The following is a 15,060-nucleotide window of genomic DNA, read 5'->3' as shown; positions in this document are numbered from 1 at the left end:
TCGGATCGGTTATTTCGTCGGCCCGGCCTGTCGCAGCATGGTGCAGAAAGCACATTGGCATCCGGCCTGCGGCAGGGCCGCACAGCTACCGATATTGACCGCTTGCGCGTCCAGCGCATGGAAGCCGTAAAACTGATTTTCAATGTTATTTTCCGCTGTATGTGCCTGTTCCGGCTGCGTCTCTGGCACTTTGGACTGAAACGCGGCGGCCTGTCCGGCCAACAGGCCAAGGAACAGCAGCGAGAGCTGAGTTTTCATTTTCGTCTTCCTGATTTGTTTTTTGATACGTTATAACAAAACACCCATTCTGCCAATCACCGATGCCTTGTGCATTTTCCGCCATTGGTTAGCGAAATTAGTTCGTTCAACTCCCCGCCAATTTGGTTTGTTATCTAACCCATAACATTCCGAAATAAAGAAGGCGTGGCACTCTATGTTTAATTTCTCTTTCAATCGATTAACCAGTGGGATAACAGTGGCATTGGGATTGGCGGCGGTGATGAGTCCTGCGCTGGCATCGGTGCAGGGCGGCACGCTTGTCTACCTGGAACAGCAGGCGCACACCAATCTTTATCCCCCGTCCGGCGGCTTTTACCCTAATGGCGGTATCCTTAATCAAATCACCGACAAGCTGACCTACCAGAACCCGCAAACGCTGGAGATTGAGCCGTGGATTGCCGAGTCCTGGAGCAGCAACGCCGACAAAACCGAATACACCTTCAAGCTGCGGCCGGGCGTGACTTTCTCCGACGGCACCCCGCTGGATGCCAATGCAGTGGCGAAAAACTTCGATACCTATGGCCTGGGCAATAAAGAGAAACGCCTGCCGGTATCCGAGGTCATCAATAACTACGACCACAGTGAAGTGATCGACCCGCTAACCGTCAAATTTTACTTCAAGCACTCGTCACCGGGTTTCCTGCAGGGCACCGCTACTATCGGTTCTGGCCTGGTTTCGCTTGGCACTTTGAACCGCAGTTATGACGAGTTGGGCGACGCACGCCATATCATCGGCTCCGGCCCGTTTGTGGTCAGCGGCGAGACGCTGGGGCGTGAGGTCAGCCTGAGCGTTCGCAAATACTATCACTGGGGGCCGACCAAACTGGCTCAGCAAGGGCGCGCCAATCTGGACGCTATCAAGGTGATTGTCACCGGGGAAGACAGTGTGCGTATCGGCGCATTGCAGGCTGGGCAGGCGGACTTTATTCGCCAGATCCAGGCCTACGACGAGAAGCAGACGCAGGAACAGGGCTTCACGATTTACGCGGCCCCCACTCGTGGTGTCAACGATAGCGTCGCCTTCCGGCCGGACAATCCACTGGTAAGCGACCTGCGCGTACGTCAGGCACTGCTGCACGCCACCGACAGCAAGCAGATTGTCGATACTCTGTTCTCGGTTAACTATCCGCAGGCCAAATCGGTGATTGCCTCTTCCGCCGCCGGTTTTGTCGACTTGTCCGCCAAGCTGAAGTTCGATCCCCAACTGGCCAACCGCCTGCTGGATGAGGCCGGATGGAAAAAGGGCAGTGACGGCCTGCGCGAGAAGGACGGCAAAAAGCTGCTGCTGAATATCTACGAATCGCTGCCGCAACCGCAGAACAAGGCGGTGCTGCAACTGGTTTCGCAGCAGTGGGGCAAGGTCGGTGCGCGCCTGAACATTCTGGCAGGTGATGCCGGCAGCCGGGTGGCGGATAACCTCGACCCGCAGAAAACCCCGGCGGCGGTGGTGGAAGTGGGACGGGCCGATCCGGACGTGATTAAAAGCCAGTTCTACCCGACCAACCGCGATGCGTTGTTGCAGCAAGGGGGCTCCGGCAAAAACAGCCATTTCAGCGATGACAAACTGAACGCGCTACTGCTGGGCATTGCCTCGGAAGTCGACGCGCAAAAACGCCTGCAGATTGCCGGTGAGGCGCAAAACTATCTGCTCGATCAGGCGTACGTGATCCCGTTCTTCGAGGAGCCGCAGGTGTTTGCCGGTGCGCCCTATCTGAAGGGGGTGAGTTTCGAAGCGGTCGGTCGCCCGAGTTTCTACGGCGCCTGGTTAGAGAAACACTAAGGGGGCGATGATGAGCCGATATTTGGCGCGGCGCATTGGGCAGGCGCTGCTGGTGCTGTGGGCGACCTTTAGCCTGTCGTTTCTCCTGCTGCAGGTGCTGCCCGGCGATGCCATCCTGATTAAATTTCAAAATCCGGATATGGGGTTAAGTCCGACGCAGATCGCCGATATGCGTGCCGCCTATGGTGCCGATGTGTCGCTGTGGCAGCAGTATCTGCATGCGCTGGGCAACGTGCTGCGTGGAGACCTGGGGTATTCCATTCAGGCTGGGGTGCCGGTAACCGAACTGTTGGCCACCAACCTGCCCGCCACGCTGCAACTGGCGGTGCTGGGTTTCACGCTGGCGCTGCTGCTGGCACTGGCAATTGCTTTTATCTCCAACCTGACCGGCTTTGGCTGGTTGAGAGCGGCGCTGCAGTCGTTGCCGTCGTTGTTTGTCTCGGTGCCGACCTTTTGGCTGGGGATTGTACTGATCCAGGTGTTTTCGTTCCAACTCAAACTGATCCCGGTGATCAACCCGGGGGAGTGGCAGGGATTGATCCTGCCGATTGTGACGTTGGCAGTACCGATCTCCGCCCCCCTGGCGCAGATCCTGATCCGCAGCATTGATCAGGTGCAGACTCAGCCGTTTGTCGCCGTAGCTCGGGCCAAAGGTGCCAGCCGTAGCGGGGTGCTGTGGCGACATGTGGCGCGTAACGCCATGCTGCCTGCGCTGACCATCGCCGGCATTCTGCTGGGTGAGTTGATAGCCGGGGCATTGATTACCGAAACCGTATTTGGCCGTAGCGGGTTGGGACAACTCACCTTACAGGCAGTACTGAACCAGGATGTGGCGGTGCTGCAGGCGATCGTGGTCATTTCCGCCGCCGCTTTCGTCACTCTTAACCTGCTGGTTGATCTGCTATTCCCACTGTTGGACCCGCGACTGAAAACCCATACAGGAGCCGCCGTATGAGCAGTATTTCCTTTGAAAAAGCTGTCGTGCCCGAGCGTGATTTGGGCGGTCTGGAAAGCGAAGGAACCTTATCCACCAGCCGTCCGCGCCGTCGTCGGGTACCGCTGACGTTGCTGCTGGCCTGGGCGGTGATCGCCATTGCGGTGCTATGGGCGCTGGCCCCCCAGTTATTCACCGCTTACAGCGGCACTGAGGGTATTGCCGGGGCGCAGCGCCTGGCGCCGGGTGGGGCGCACTGGCTGGGGACCGATCAACTGGGCCGCGACCTGTACGCACGCATTGTCTATGGTGCCTCGCAGACGCTGTCCGCCGCACTGGTGGCGGTGGCACTGGGGCTGCTGCTGGGCACTGCGCTGGGGCTGATTGCCGGTGCGGTGGGGGGCATTACGGACGAGGTGGTGATGCGTTTTGTCGACGTGTTGCTGTCGATCCCCGGCCTGCTACTGTCGCTGAGCATCATTATTTTGCTGGGGTTTGGCACGGTTAATGCCGCCATCGCCGTCGGTATAACTTCGGTCGCCAACTTTGCCCGCCTGGCGCGTGCCGAGGTGGTGCGGGTGCGCCACAGTGATTACGTCGAGGCGGCCTATGGCAGCGGCGGTACCTTCTGGGCGGTGCTGTGGCGGCATATTCTGCCGAACTCGCTGACATCGGTGATCGCCTTCTCGGCGCTGCAGTTTGGCAGCGCTATTTTGGCGATCGCTACCCTGAGTTTTCTGGGCTATGGCACTCCGCCGCCAACGCCGGAGTGGGGACTGCTGATCGCCGAAGGGCGCAATTTTATTTCCACTGCCTGGTGGCTGACCACCTTCCCGGGGTTGGCGGTAGTGGCGGTGGTGCTGGCGGCCAATCGCATCAGCCGTGCATTGGGGAGAACGCAATCATGAGTAGCAGGGCGGTATTACAACAGGCGACGGCTACGCCGGTGCTGGAACTGGAGCAGGTGTCGATTGCCTATCAGGGAGCAACCGGCAGCCAACGGGTGGTGCATCAGGTGTCGTTCGCCATTGGGCCGGGGGAAGTGGTGGCGCTGGTGGGGGAGTCCGGTTCGGGGAAAACCACTACCGCGCAGGCGATCATTGGCCTGCTGACGGAAAACGGCCGTCTGGAGCAAGGCGCCATACGTCTCAACGGTACCGATATTAGCCACTGGTCGTCCCGACGACTGGACGCGGTGCGCGGCGCGCAAATCAGTTTGATCCCGCAAGATCCGTCCAACTCGCTCAATCCGGTGAAAACCATTGGCGAACAGGTGGCGGAAATCCTCAATATTCACCGCCGAGTACCGCGTAAGCAGGTGCAACAGCGGGTGGTGGCCCTGTTGACCCGCGTGGGTCTGACGCACCCGGAGCTGCGGGCTCGTCAGTATCCACATGAGCTTTCCGGCGGTATGAAACAACGGGTATTGATCGCCATTGCTATCGCGTTGCAACCGGCGCTGATTATCGCCGATGAGCCGACCAGCGCACTGGATGTCACGGTACAAAAACGCATTCTCGATCTGATCGACGAGTTGAGGCAGGAATTTGGTACCGCGGTGCTGCTGGTGACCCACGACCTGGCGGTGGCGGCAGAGCGTGCCGACCGGCTACTGGTGTTTCGCCATGGCCGGGTGCAGGAACAGGGCGTAACCGCAGAAGTGCTGCGTGCGCCCGCCAGCGACTATACCCGCCGACTGTTTGCCGACGTGCCATCGCTGACCCGTACGGCGGCGGTGCCACCCAGCCACCGTTCGCCAGAGCTGGCAATCCAGGTCAATGGGCTGGTGAAAGATTTCCGCCTGGGCGGTGTCGGTGGCAAAACTTACCGTGCGCTGGATCAGGTGTCGTTCAGCGTGCCGCGTGGCACCACCCATGCGCTGGTGGGGGAGTCTGGCTCCGGCAAGACCACGCTGGCGCGTTGCCTGCTCGGTTTTCAACGGCCGGACGCCGGGCAAATCATTATCGACGGCGTCGATTTCACCCAACTGAAGGGCGAAGCCCTGCGGCAGTTCCGTCGCCGCATTCAGTTGGTGTACCAGAACCCGTTCGGCTCGCTCGATCCGTCCCAGACGCTGTATCAGGTGATTGAAGAACCGTTGCTGAACTTTGAGCCGCTGGGCAAAGCCGATCGCAATCGCCGGGTACGTGAGCTGTTTGAACGGGTGGCGCTGCCGGACGAGCTGCTGAGCCGCAAGCCCCGCGAACTGTCTGGCGGCCAGCGCCAACGGGTGGCAATTGCCCGGGCGCTGGTGTTGCAACCCCGGGTACTGGTGCTGGACGAAGCGACATCGGCCCTGGATGTCACGGTGCAGGCGCAGATCCTGCGGTTATTGCAGGATTTGCAGCAGGAACTGGGGCTGAGCTATTTGTTTATCTCACACGATCTGGCCACCGTACGGCAGATTTCACACAGCGTTTCGGTATTGCACCGGGGGATACTGGTGGACAGCGGCGCGACCGGCGAGCTGTTCGCTATGCCGGGCAGCGATTACACCCGCCAGTTGATTGAGGCCATTCCCGGCCGTCAGTTTGATGCCGAACCGCCGAAGATTAAGGACGCTATTTATGAGCACTAAAAGACTGGGATTTTTTACCCGCCTGTTGGATCAGGGCAGTGCGCAACAGCGCTACCGCTTGGCGACAGAGCAAATCCTGCATGCCGAACGCGCCGGGTTTGATAGTGCCTGGGTGGCGCAACACCATTTTCATGAAGATGAAGGTGGTTTGCCTTCACCACTGGTGTTCCTGGCGCAGGTGGCGGCACGTACTCGTCATATCCGGCTGGGCACCGGGGTGATCACGCTGCCGATGGAGTCGGCCATTCGTGTGGCGGAAGATACTGCGGTGCTGGATCTGCTGTCCGACGGCAGGCTGGAGGTGGGGATTGCCGCCGGCGGCACGCCGTCTTCGTTCAGCGCCTTCGGTTTTGACGCTCAGCAGCGCCACGCGGTGTTTGCCGACAACTTCAGTACCTTGCTGCGCGCCTGGCGCGGTGAGGCATTGGGGGGCGAAGATAACCGGTTGTACCCGGCAGCGCCACAGTTGGCAGAGCGGGTGTGGCAGGCGACCTTTTCTGTCGAGGGGGGCGAGCGCGCGGGGCGGGCCGGTGACGGCTTAATGCTGTCGCGCACGCAACCGCGCCCGGCGGATGCGCCAGATCTGCCGCTGGACGAATTGCAGAACCCGATTATTGACGCCTATCTGGCGGCGCTGCCGCCCGGTATCGCGCCGCGCATTATGGGCTCACGTACTGCATTAGTGACCGACAATAGCCAACAGGCGCGGGACTTTGCCGCTCAGGGGCTGGGCCGTGGGCTTGAACGTCTGCGTGCCAGCGGCCACCGCCCGTCTGACGAATCGCTCGATGGGCTGATCCGCGCCTTTGACGTGCATCTTGGCACTCCGGATCAGGTGATTGCTTCGTTGCAGAAAGACAGCGCGTTGGCACGCGTGACCGATTTGGCCTTCCAGGTGCATTCCATCGATCCGCCACATGCCCACATTTTGCGCTCTATCGAGTTACTCGCCCGCCACGTTGCCCCAGAACTGGGCTGGCAACGTCGTACTCCCGTTTCGAACTCCTACGAACATCACGCTGAGGAAAAGGTATGACTGCAACATTGAATAATGACGACCTGCTGGCCGTGCTGGCAGAGGTCGCGCCCGATTCTGAATTGGCGCTGGCCAGGGCGACGCGACAGGCGGCGACAGACGCGATTCAGGCCAACTATCTGGCGTTATTCGCTCCCGCCGATGCCGGCGACTTTCCGGTAGCGCAGCGGCTGCAGACAGCGCAGCGCATCAGCGAATGGCATGCGGACAAACCTCTGGCGGCCCATTATGCGGCGTTGCTGCAACAGCAGGGCGCTGTAGAGGATAGCCCGCGTTTGCAGGCGGCGCTGGATCATGCCGAACGATTGGCGTTCAAACCCGCCAGTGCCGACGCGCAGCATTTGCAGGCATTGCAGCAGGCCGGTTGGTCACTGGATGATATTGTCACCCTGTCGCAACTGATCGCTTTTGTCAGCTTCCAAAGCCGTTTGCTGACGGGTTATCGGCTGCTGGGGGGCAGGCCGGTCGAGAGTGGCAGTGTTTCACCTGTCAGAGCCGGCAGTTGGCGTACCGGGTCCGCTACCCTGAGCGGCCGCCATGCGCCGCAAAAGTTCACCCGCCAGGAGTTGGGTTGGGAGCCGTGGATTGCTGCCAAACCGCTGGAAGAGTTTGACGAATCTGGCCAGGCGTTATTAACGCGTTTCGGGCATAGCGACTCGGACTATTTTCGCCTGTTGGCACGTAATCATCCGGTGCTGGAGCAGAGAACGCTGGCGGATCGGGCCATTTTTTATACTTCGGGCGGGCTGGAGCGTAAGGATCGCGAACTGGCGGCTACGGTGGCCAGCAAGGTGAATGGCTGTATCTATTGTGCTTCGGTACATGCACGCAAGGCGGCCCAGTTGTCCAAACAGGTGGACGAGGTGCAGCGTCTGCTGGACGTGACTCCGGGAGGGACGTTGAGTGAGGGCCAAGGGGAACCCTGGCGGATACAGATAGATTTTGCCGCAGCATTATCCGCCACGCCGCCGCAGGCTAATGCCGATCATCTGGTAGCGCTGCGTGAGCAGGGCCTCGACGAGTTGGCGCTGCTGGATCTGGTGCAATCGACGGCGTTCTTTGCCTGGGCAAATCGGCTGATGCTGACCCTGGGCGAACCTTTCGACGATCAGTAAGCCTTCCGCCAATAATTCCCGCGTAAACCGGGGCGAAAGTTTTCGCCCCTAAGCAATTTAAGATAATAATTACTTTTTTAGTCATGTTTTTAACGTTATTAACAAACTGAAATAACTCTTGTCGTAATTATGTCAAAGAACTCAAATTGCATAAATTGCCCGCTGCCAAGAATGCTCCGATACTCAGCCCATCAATGAATTTAATTTATATCAGATAAATCTTTGCTGACGTGGATGCATTTTTGATGGGAAATGGGCTCGATGGGAAGTTTTTTTAAGCAGATATATCGTTATTCTCATTCTCGCCCTTACAGGCATAATGAAAACCTCTGGCCCTATGTGAAAATAGAACGCGCAGCCAGTGGAGAGATTAGCGTACTTCATTATAAATATAAGAGTGTTCCTATAGTCGGGCTGTCCGCACTGAAAGACAGTTGTCAGGGCCCAATACTGTTGACGGCCACTGGGCCGTCGGTGAATTCCATTTGCTTTGACGATATTCCTGAAATGCCGGCTCTTGGTGTCAATGGTGCTTATTATTTAAGCTCCAAGGTGAGTTTTCGCTTTTATGTTATTGTCGATATGGGATTTATCGATCAACGCCCTGACATTATAGAAGAGATCATTCTGGCGGCGGATTTAATCCTGTTCACTACGGTCCACGGCGTGGCGAAAATAATCGATCGCTTCACGCTGGCCGGTGTGAAGTGCCAGTTCGCCGTAATCGAAGATGCAGCTTTCAAGATTTATAGCCCCAAAATAAACCCTCTGGCACTCTGGGATCATTACCGCCACGACTGTGATGTCCATTTTTCCCCTGTCTGCAAATCCATCGCCTTTAGTCATGATATTCGGCATGGCATCTTCGACGCCGGCACGGTGGTCTATTGGGCCTTTCAGATACTGTCCTTCCTGGGGTTTAAACAGCTCTTTATTGCCGGGCTGGATATGAACAACTTCGATTTGCCGCGCTTTTATGAAACGCCAGAGAACCAATTGCCGACATATTTACCCGAAAAGGTCGAAGATATGATCATTCCGGCTTTTAGCCATGCGAGTGAGAGAATGAAAATCAACAATATCGCTATAAAGAATTTTTCATTAGCCAGCGCCATAGATACCAGCATTTTTGAAAAGGTTGACTGTCATGTTCTTTTCAAAGAAAGCTGATATCACTGCACTGATTTATCTGTACGCCTTCCTGAGCTTCTCCTTTTTTAGCGCCATTTTTTGCGGCTATACCAGGGTGAACAATCTATTCCATATCTCGGCGGTTTTTTTCCTGCTGACGCTGGCCACCCGACCTGCGTTTCGTCAGGCCTGGTTTGGCAGGCGTGCTGCACTCATCGGAATCGCGTTGGCGGCGTATTTTCTGGCGTACTACTCGGCCAGTAATTTCTGGGGGGGGACGCCGGAGGATGCGCTGTCTGCCCTGACGCACAGTGCTTATATTCTGATTTATCTCGGCCTGTTGGTCTCGGTGTTGGATAGCCCTCGCCGCAATCTGTTACTTTGCGCCGTAATTGCCGGTATCACCTTGCTATGTCTGTATCTGGCATGGGGTGATTATCACCAAATTTATACCCTCAGAGAGACTTCGGACATTAACCCCGGCCCGCGCAATGTCATTGATCTTGCCGGTTATGCCGCGCTGGGCATTATTTTAAGCCTGATGGTTTATCGGGATACTCAACAGAAAAAGGTCCTGCTGGCGATCCCGCTGCTTTTTGCCTTTATGGTACTGACACAAAGCCGCGGGCCGCTAATTGCCGTATTGGCGGCGCTGGCGTTAACCACATCTTACCGGGCGCTCAATAAAAAGTCGGCAATGCTCATTGTGGCCGTGATGATATTTACCGCAGGCGTAGTGCTATGGTCGTCCATTGGTGAAATGCTGATAACGCGTTTTACCCAGCTGTATCAGCAGAGCTTTGTGCGGATGAGCATTTGGCGACACAGTTTCTCGTTGATAGAACAGGCGCCGTTTTTTGGCTATGGATTTGATAGAGAGCTGACTTTTACCAACTATACCGGCGAGTTTATTCATACTACTCACAGCCTGTATCTGGGCGCGTTGCTCAAAGGCGGGCTGGTGGGTTTTTGCCTGTTCATCGCGCTGCTGGCGTTTGGCGCGCGGCTTGCCGTGGTTCACCTTAAGGCCGGGCGACGACTGGAGGCGGCGTTATACCTGTTTATGCTGATCTTCTACTGCTCGCAGGGCATGTTTGTCATCGCTAACCCGGCCGAATTTTGGTACCTGTTCTGGTTCCCATTGGCGATGGTGTTCGCCCAACCCACTTCAATGGCGCGTTAGTGCCAACGCGCTCGTCACTTTTTCAAACACCTGATTTTCAGTGATGATGCTGAGGGGTTGGCGGCGCTGAGCCGTAGTGAGTGTTAGTGCATCAACCGACACGTTCATTACCTGATGCAGGTCGCGATTTTGATAAGGGCCGGTGTGCTGCGGATTGGCGGTGACAAACAGGCTGATGGTCGGAGTTTTCAGGGCAATGGCCAGATGCAATGGGCCGGTGTCGCCAGTGACCAATACCTGCAGGTTTGACATCACTGCCAGCAGTTGTGGCAGGGTGGTTTTGCCGATATGGCTGACCACGCGTTGCCGTTCGGCGTCTGTCAGCCCCGCGATAAATTCTCGCTCTATAGACAGCTCTTTTGGCGAGCCGATTAATTCGATTTGGTGATGTGGCGACTGCGCCAGCAACAGTTTTGCCAGGCGAATAAACTGACCGACGGGCCAGCAACGCAGCGTTTCAGAAGCGCCCATTTGAAAACCGATCGGGATTTTATCCGCGGTTTTGCTAATCGGCGCAAACTCAACGGGAATAAACATTTCGCTGTTGTCGGTCTTGCAGCCCAACTGCGCCACTAAATCCAGCTTGCGCTGAATTAAATGGCCGCCGGTACTTTGGCTCACGCCGCTCAACCAGGGCTCCATGCCGGTGGCTTTGTTGCCGTAGGCATCCTTGAACACATATTGGCAACCGGCAGTAATGGCGACAATCACGTCGTAAGGGGATTTGGAGTGCAGGATGATCGCCAGTTGCGGCTTATGTTTACGCAGCTGGCGAATAATGCTGAGCATGTCCTTGGCTTTATGATCCCAATAAATAACATCACTAAAGTAACGGCTGTTCGCGACCAGCTGTTTATTTTTATGACTGGAAATCAGGGTGATACTTGCCGTGGGGTAGCGTTCGCGCACCGCGCGAATGGCCGGCGTATTAAACATCAGATCGCCAAGGGCAGTGGTGGAAAAAATAACGATGCGTTCAAAGGCCAGCTCCGGCTTAAAACTGGCTTTCTGCTGGAAGTTGCCGCCCAACCGGGTGTACATCTGAAGGCAGGCGTTGGCCGCTGTTATTTTCCACTGTTTCGACATCTTGTTTCGCTTTGAGTTAATTGGCGCGCCGGTCTGGCATCTGCATCATATGATGTTTGTCCTGGCGGGCCAATGGTCGGCAATAGTTTGCTACATATGCTTGCGCAACCTTGATAAAGGGGCAGCGAGCCCCCCCATTTGCTGAGTCAATCTTGCCAAACCTGAGTGCTGCGCGGTGTGTCCATCCGGTAATCAGAATAATGACGTGTGAAAATTTCACGGCCCAGATCGCGGGCGGCCTGTAGCGGGTTACGGGGATCACGGCTGACTTCACCCCGATTGTTGCCTGCCCCCTGAACCATCCCGACGAACTCGCAATGCGAGTAACGGCTGAATTCCTGAATTTGATGCACGATCCCCATAGCTCCGCCGGGGTAGGTTTCCTCCGAGGCCACCGTCAGCCCGATGCGTTTGCCACTCATTCGCTGATGTACCTGTTCGGCATCAGGGTAGGCGTTGGAGTAATAGCTGAAAGAGCGATCGAAAAAGGCTTTGGTTTGCGCCGACATGCCGTACCAGTATAACGGGGTGCAAAATACCACCCCATCCGCCGGCAAGAAGTGCTCCAGAAACAGTTCGCCATAGCGGTCGGCAGGGGGCTCGGCATGGCGTCCGTCCACCAGAAAACCGCTAATGTAATCATCCAAAAAATGCAGGCTGGCTTCGGTACCCGCCTCGGCGGCCCCTGACATCACGGCCTGCGCCAATGCTGCACTGTTGCCGTCACGCCGTGGGCTGCCCACCAGGACAATAAGGCTTTTGGGTTGCTGAGATGAATTCATGTCACTCTCCGTTTGCTGATCATGGGAATACGATCGCCAATTTACGGCGCTCAAAGCGTAAGTGACAAATGACGGCTATTCTTTCAGGATGAGTTAAATTCATCCGTATGGAACTTGTACATGTTTGCCACGCTTCCGGTTACCGCATTGCGCACCTTTGAATCCGCCGCCCGCCTGCGCAGTTTTAAACAGGCCGCACTGGAGCTGGCGGTCACTCCGACGGCGGTATCGCATCAGATCAAGGCGCTTGAGCAGCAGCTGGGCTTTGCCTTGTTCGATCGGGTTCCGCGCGGCGTGCGGCTAACCCACAAGGGCGAGCGTTTGTTCGCTGGAGTGCACGCTGCGTTGCTCGATGTGGCAACCACGTTGGATGCTCTGCGACCGGTGCCCAGTGCCGGTTCCTTGTGTGTTTCCGTCACTCATTCTTTTGCTGCGTTGTGGCTGGTTCCGCGCCTGGGGCGTTTTTATCAGGCCTACCCGCACTATCTGGTACGCCTGGAGGCCTGTGGTGAAGTGATTGACCTGCAGCAGGACGCCAGCGTGGACATTGCCATTCGCTACAGCAGCGCTGACTACCCGCAGTTGCATCAGGCAGCGCGGCTGGAAGAGCGTTTTGGCGTCTATGGCGCCCCGGATTTGTGTGCCGCGGAGCAACAAGTGCCCACGCTGATCACCGTTCACTGGCATGACTCCACGCTTTATGAAACCGGTTGGCGCGAGTGGTGTCAGGCTGCGGGAGTCGACTGGTGGCAGCGGCGTAGCGCGTTGCGGGCTTATGATGAAGAGCATTATGCTTTGCAGGCGGCGGTGGCCGGGCAGGGGCTGGTGCTGGCCAGTTCGGTGATGGTGTCGGATCTGGTACGTAACGGGTTGCTGGCACCCTATCGGCCGGAAATTTGCGTGCCGGGTGCGGCTTATACTGCGCAGTGCGTACCTGGTCGCGAGCGACACCCGCCGGTACGGGCGTTTCTGGACTGGTTGCAACTGGAGATCTTGCGCTGAGCCACCGCACAAAATAAAAGTTTTTCTGGCGTGAGACATGGGAATATCAGATAACTTTGTTATTCCCTTCCCATGAGAGAGATGTCCATGAGCCAGCCAAGAGTTTCTGATTACCCCATTGATGCACAGTTTATTGAACGTTGGTCGCCGCGCGCGCTGGCAAATGATGCTATCGACGATGAGACCCTGCTGAGCTTCTTTGAAGCGGCCCGCTGGTCACCTTCGGCCTATAACATTCAGCCGTGGCGTTTTGCCTACAGCAAGCACGGTTCGGCCAGCTGGGACAGCTATCTGGATTTCCTGATTGAATTCAATCGCGGTTGGGCACAGCACGCCTCAGCGCTGGTGGTGGTGATCTCCAAAACCACCAGTCTGAACGGTGAGAAGGAAGTCAGTAACCCGAGCCATGCCTTTGATGCCGGAGCTGCCTGGGCCAACCTGGCGCTGCAGGCGCATCTGAAAGGTTGGCTGACCCACTGTATGGGCGGTGTTCATCACGACAAAATCAAGGCTGCGTTAAACCTGCCGGACAACTACCAGGTACACGGCATGGTGGCGATCGGCAAAGCAGGTGATAAATCCCTGCTGCCGGAGTTCTTGCAGCAAAAAGAGATCCCTTCAGGGCGCTTGCCGCTGGAGCAGACGGTGGTGGAAGGGCTGAACTTTACCCTGTAATCATCCTGTCTTGATGGTTTCCAGCCCACAGAGTTTCCCTCTGTGGGCTTTTTTATACGTCAGGTATGAGGGTAAAACTTTGTGAGTATGTCCATGAGCACAATGATCGTTATATAATATTTTATATATCGATTATTAAAAGAGGGGATGTCATGAACAATCACTTCGGCAAGGGGCTGATGGCCGGCTTGGCCGCACAGAACGCTGGCCCGGCCTCGGAGCTTTCCCGGTTTTGTTGTGACTATAAACGTGGTTTCGTGCTGGGCTATGCACATCATTTGGCCCAAAGCCTGGGCGACGAAAACCAGGCCGCATTCGAAGCTGGGTTACTGTGTCGGGCATACAGTCTCAATGGGGAAGTGATGAGCGAGTTCTTTTCTGGCGGCGTTAATCGTCTGGCCGAAAAATTTTTCTGCGCCGGATATAACCGGGAACAGTAAAACCAGGCCTGGCCATCTTCTGGCCTGACGAACTCAGGCCATCTTCGTCACTGGAACAATGTCAGCTTCAGGAAACAGCGGCGGCGACATTGCGTAGCTCCGGCAATATCCCCAGGTTTTTCTCCTGCACCAGGTCCTGGTAAATTTTAAGGATCACCGCTTTCACCACATCCGAGCTGCGTGTCAGGCTCTGCTGTTCCATTATGCTATTTAATTCAGCCAGTTGCTTTTGACTGACTTTCATCGACAGGCGCTTCGACGATTTGGCATTCGCCAACTCGCTGCCTAACAGTGTTTTCAGTTCTTGCTGCTGATAGCGGCCGGTGGTGAGCGCATGGAGGTAGTAAAGGATCAGCGTTTTATGAAAATTTTCATCCAGCGAATCATCTATTTTCTGCGTGGCAACGTTCAAAATATCGAGATAGTGCGCCGGAACCCGCACTTCCAGTGCTGATTTAGCCTGCTCAAACTCGCTTTTAATGCGCGGTGTGGACTGGGCAGGAACGCTAACCACCGCATCACACTGGTTGCAGACGGCGGCTAAAATATTCCTCACTGTGCCGCGGCGATCGCTGAAATCCACATCGCGTAAACGATAGGTTGCCATTGTTCGGCCGCAGTTTTGGCACAGAACGCTGCGCGTATCACCTTCTTTAACAATTCTCATTGTGAGCTCCTTGCTGAGTTATTGATGCACGCTGATAAAGATGATGTCGGGTTCTATGAAATAAAATTTCACGTACCAATAGCAACCTGACTTCCAGGGGCGAAGAATATGAACATCAGTAGTGGCGTCCTGATGATGTGGGCAGCACTGATATGCATCTCCGCCCGTTTTCTTGATAAGTTCAATCACCCAGTTTTCATCAACCTGGCCGGTAGCAAACAGATTTTTCACATCGATATTGCCACGTACCTCATGGTCATACGCGCCTTGCTGAAGACAGCGTATGGCGAGTTGCTTTACATCCCTGAATCCCATCTTACCTCCCTATACTGTACGCTTATCTACGTACATGCAAGCTGTCTGAAGTATTTA

16 protein-coding genes are annotated in these 15,060 nt (G+C 56.1%); 11 read left to right on the top strand and 5 right to left on the bottom strand.

The features are described from left to right. Positions 1–9: 9 nt before the first annotated feature. Positions 10–258: a hypothetical protein gene (locus tag FCL49_RS11770; RefSeq protein ID WP_174353744.1), complete on the bottom strand. Its 249-nt coding sequence runs from the start codon at positions 256–258 to the stop codon at positions 10–12. Between the two features lie 175 nt (positions 259–433). On the opposite strand from FCL49_RS11770, the gene FCL49_RS11765 reads away from it, so the two are divergent. The 8 genes from FCL49_RS11765 to FCL49_RS11730 all read left to right on the top strand — a co-directional run bounded on the left by FCL49_RS11765 (position 434) and on the right by FCL49_RS11730 (position 10,036). Then, entirely contained in the window at positions 434–2,059 is a 1,626-nt protein-coding gene (locus FCL49_RS11765) for a TIGR04028 family ABC transporter substrate-binding protein (RefSeq protein ID WP_174353743.1), read from the top strand. A gap of 10 nt (positions 2,060–2,069) precedes the next feature. After that, the gene (locus FCL49_RS11760) at positions 2,070–3,014 is read left to right on the top strand and encodes an ABC transporter permease (RefSeq protein WP_174353996.1); all 945 of its coding nucleotides are present in this window, start codon (positions 2,070–2,072) and stop codon (positions 3,012–3,014) included. Then, complete coding sequence (locus FCL49_RS11755) at positions 3,011–3,901, top strand: ABC transporter permease (protein ID WP_174353742.1); 891 nt, start codon at positions 3,011–3,013, stop codon at positions 3,899–3,901. The genes FCL49_RS11760 and FCL49_RS11755 overlap by 4 nt, the downstream gene beginning before the upstream one ends. Then, complete coding sequence (locus tag FCL49_RS11750; protein WP_174353741.1) at positions 3,898–5,571, top strand: dipeptide ABC transporter ATP-binding protein; 1,674 nt, start codon at positions 3,898–3,900, stop codon at positions 5,569–5,571. Before FCL49_RS11755 ends, FCL49_RS11750 begins: the two co-directional genes overlap by 4 nt. Continuing rightward, the gene (locus FCL49_RS11745; protein WP_174353740.1) at positions 5,561–6,607 is read left to right on the top strand and encodes a putative FMN-dependent luciferase-like monooxygenase; all 1,047 of its coding nucleotides are present in this window, start codon (positions 5,561–5,563) and stop codon (positions 6,605–6,607) included. Before FCL49_RS11750 ends, FCL49_RS11745 begins: the two co-directional genes overlap by 11 nt. Next, complete coding sequence (locus FCL49_RS11740) at positions 6,604–7,722, top strand: alkylhydroperoxidase domain protein (protein WP_174353739.1); 1,119 nt, start codon at positions 6,604–6,606, stop codon at positions 7,720–7,722. Before FCL49_RS11745 ends, FCL49_RS11740 begins: the two co-directional genes overlap by 4 nt. 261 nt (positions 7,723–7,983) lie before the next feature. Next, complete coding sequence (locus tag FCL49_RS11735; protein WP_174353738.1) at positions 7,984–8,892, top strand: sugar glycosyltransferase; 909 nt, start codon at positions 7,984–7,986, stop codon at positions 8,890–8,892. Then, on the top strand, positions 8,870–10,036 hold the full coding sequence (locus FCL49_RS11730) for an O-antigen ligase family protein (RefSeq protein ID WP_174353737.1): 1,167 nt from the start codon (positions 8,870–8,872) through the stop codon (positions 10,034–10,036). The genes FCL49_RS11735 and FCL49_RS11730 overlap by 23 nt, the downstream gene beginning before the upstream one ends. On the opposite strand, the gene FCL49_RS11725 is transcribed toward FCL49_RS11730, so the two are convergent. Continuing rightward, complete coding sequence (locus FCL49_RS11725; RefSeq protein ID WP_174353736.1) at positions 10,022–11,122, bottom strand: glycosyltransferase family 9 protein; 1,101 nt, start codon at positions 11,120–11,122, stop codon at positions 10,022–10,024. The two genes, FCL49_RS11730 and FCL49_RS11725, sit on opposite strands and share 15 nt — an antisense overlap. Positions 11,123–11,268: 146 nt before the next feature. Then, the gene (locus FCL49_RS11720) at positions 11,269–11,904 is read right to left on the bottom strand and encodes a flavodoxin family protein (RefSeq protein WP_174353735.1); all 636 of its coding nucleotides are present in this window, start codon (positions 11,902–11,904) and stop codon (positions 11,269–11,271) included. Positions 11,905–12,024: 120 nt separating this feature from the next. Between FCL49_RS11720 and FCL49_RS11715 the strand changes: the two genes are divergently transcribed. The 3 genes from FCL49_RS11715 (at position 12,025) to FCL49_RS11705 (ending at position 14,021) form a co-directional block, all read left to right on the top strand. After that, positions 12,025–12,906 carry a LysR substrate-binding domain-containing protein gene (locus tag FCL49_RS11715; RefSeq protein WP_174353734.1) on the top strand — a complete coding sequence of 294 codons (882 nt, stop codon included), beginning with the start codon at positions 12,025–12,027 and terminating at the stop codon, positions 12,904–12,906. An 87-nt stretch (positions 12,907–12,993) separates the two neighbouring features. Further along, positions 12,994–13,581 carry a nitroreductase family protein gene (locus tag FCL49_RS11710; RefSeq protein ID WP_085117532.1) on the top strand — a complete coding sequence of 196 codons (588 nt, stop codon included), beginning with the start codon at positions 12,994–12,996 and terminating at the stop codon, positions 13,579–13,581. A gap of 152 nt (positions 13,582–13,733) precedes the next feature. Further along, entirely contained in the window at positions 13,734–14,021 is a 288-nt protein-coding gene (locus FCL49_RS11705) for a DUF2623 family protein (protein ID WP_174353733.1), read from the top strand. A 67-nt stretch (positions 14,022–14,088) separates the two neighbouring features. On the opposite strand, the gene FCL49_RS11700 is transcribed toward FCL49_RS11705, so the two are convergent. Then, positions 14,089–14,688 carry a hypothetical protein gene (locus tag FCL49_RS11700; protein WP_174353732.1) on the bottom strand — a complete coding sequence of 200 codons (600 nt, stop codon included), beginning with the start codon at positions 14,686–14,688 and terminating at the stop codon, positions 14,089–14,091. An 18-nt stretch (positions 14,689–14,706) separates the two neighbouring features. Next, positions 14,707–15,003: a hypothetical protein gene (locus FCL49_RS11695; protein ID WP_135317190.1), complete on the bottom strand. Its 297-nt coding sequence runs from the start codon at positions 15,001–15,003 to the stop codon at positions 14,707–14,709. Positions 15,004–15,060 lie beyond the last annotated feature (57 nt).

The organism is Serratia proteamaculans, from assembly GCF_013337185.1.
Classification (GTDB): domain Bacteria; phylum Pseudomonadota; class Gammaproteobacteria; order Enterobacterales; family Enterobacteriaceae; genus Serratia; species Serratia proteamaculans_D.
This window is presented reverse-complemented; position numbering and strand designations above follow the sequence as displayed.

What these genes read in the sequence shown, in the direction of transcription:
- FCL49_RS11755 (WP_174353742.1), top strand. Translation starts at nt 3,011, where the DNA reads ATGAGCAGTATTTCCTTTGAAAAAGCTGTCGTGCCCGAGCGTGATTTG.
- FCL49_RS11765 (WP_174353743.1), top strand. Translation starts at nt 434, where the DNA reads ATGTTTAATTTCTCTTTCAATCGATTAACCAGTGGGATAACAGTGGCA.
- FCL49_RS11730 (WP_174353737.1), top strand. Translation starts at nt 8,870, where the DNA reads ATGTTCTTTTCAAAGAAAGCTGATATCACTGCACTGATTTATCTGTAC.
- FCL49_RS11700 (WP_174353732.1), bottom strand. Translation starts at nt 14,688, where the DNA reads ATGAGAATTGTTAAAGAAGGTGATACGCGCAGCGTTCTGTGCCAAAAC.
- FCL49_RS11715 (WP_174353734.1), top strand. Translation starts at nt 12,025, where the DNA reads ATGTTTGCCACGCTTCCGGTTACCGCATTGCGCACCTTTGAATCCGCC.
- FCL49_RS11760 (WP_174353996.1), top strand. Translation starts at nt 2,070, where the DNA reads ATGAGCCGATATTTGGCGCGGCGCATTGGGCAGGCGCTGCTGGTGCTG.
- FCL49_RS11725 (WP_174353736.1), bottom strand. Translation starts at nt 11,122, where the DNA reads ATGTCGAAACAGTGGAAAATAACAGCGGCCAACGCCTGCCTTCAGATG.
- FCL49_RS11750 (WP_174353741.1), top strand. Translation starts at nt 3,898, where the DNA reads ATGAGTAGCAGGGCGGTATTACAACAGGCGACGGCTACGCCGGTGCTG.
- FCL49_RS11710 (WP_085117532.1), top strand. Translation starts at nt 12,994, where the DNA reads ATGAGCCAGCCAAGAGTTTCTGATTACCCCATTGATGCACAGTTTATT.
- FCL49_RS11745 (WP_174353740.1), top strand. Translation starts at nt 5,561, where the DNA reads ATGAGCACTAAAAGACTGGGATTTTTTACCCGCCTGTTGGATCAGGGC.
- FCL49_RS11770 (WP_174353744.1), bottom strand. Translation starts at nt 258, where the DNA reads ATGAAAACTCAGCTCTCGCTGCTGTTCCTTGGCCTGTTGGCCGGACAG.
- FCL49_RS11720 (WP_174353735.1), bottom strand. Translation starts at nt 11,904, where the DNA reads ATGAATTCATCTCAGCAACCCAAAAGCCTTATTGTCCTGGTGGGCAGC.
- FCL49_RS11740 (WP_174353739.1), top strand. Translation starts at nt 6,604, where the DNA reads ATGACTGCAACATTGAATAATGACGACCTGCTGGCCGTGCTGGCAGAG.
- FCL49_RS11735 (WP_174353738.1), top strand. Translation starts at nt 7,984, where the DNA reads ATGGGAAGTTTTTTTAAGCAGATATATCGTTATTCTCATTCTCGCCCT.
- FCL49_RS11705 (WP_174353733.1), top strand. Translation starts at nt 13,734, where the DNA reads ATGAACAATCACTTCGGCAAGGGGCTGATGGCCGGCTTGGCCGCACAG.
- FCL49_RS11695 (WP_135317190.1), bottom strand. Translation starts at nt 15,003, where the DNA reads ATGGGATTCAGGGATGTAAAGCAACTCGCCATACGCTGTCTTCAGCAA.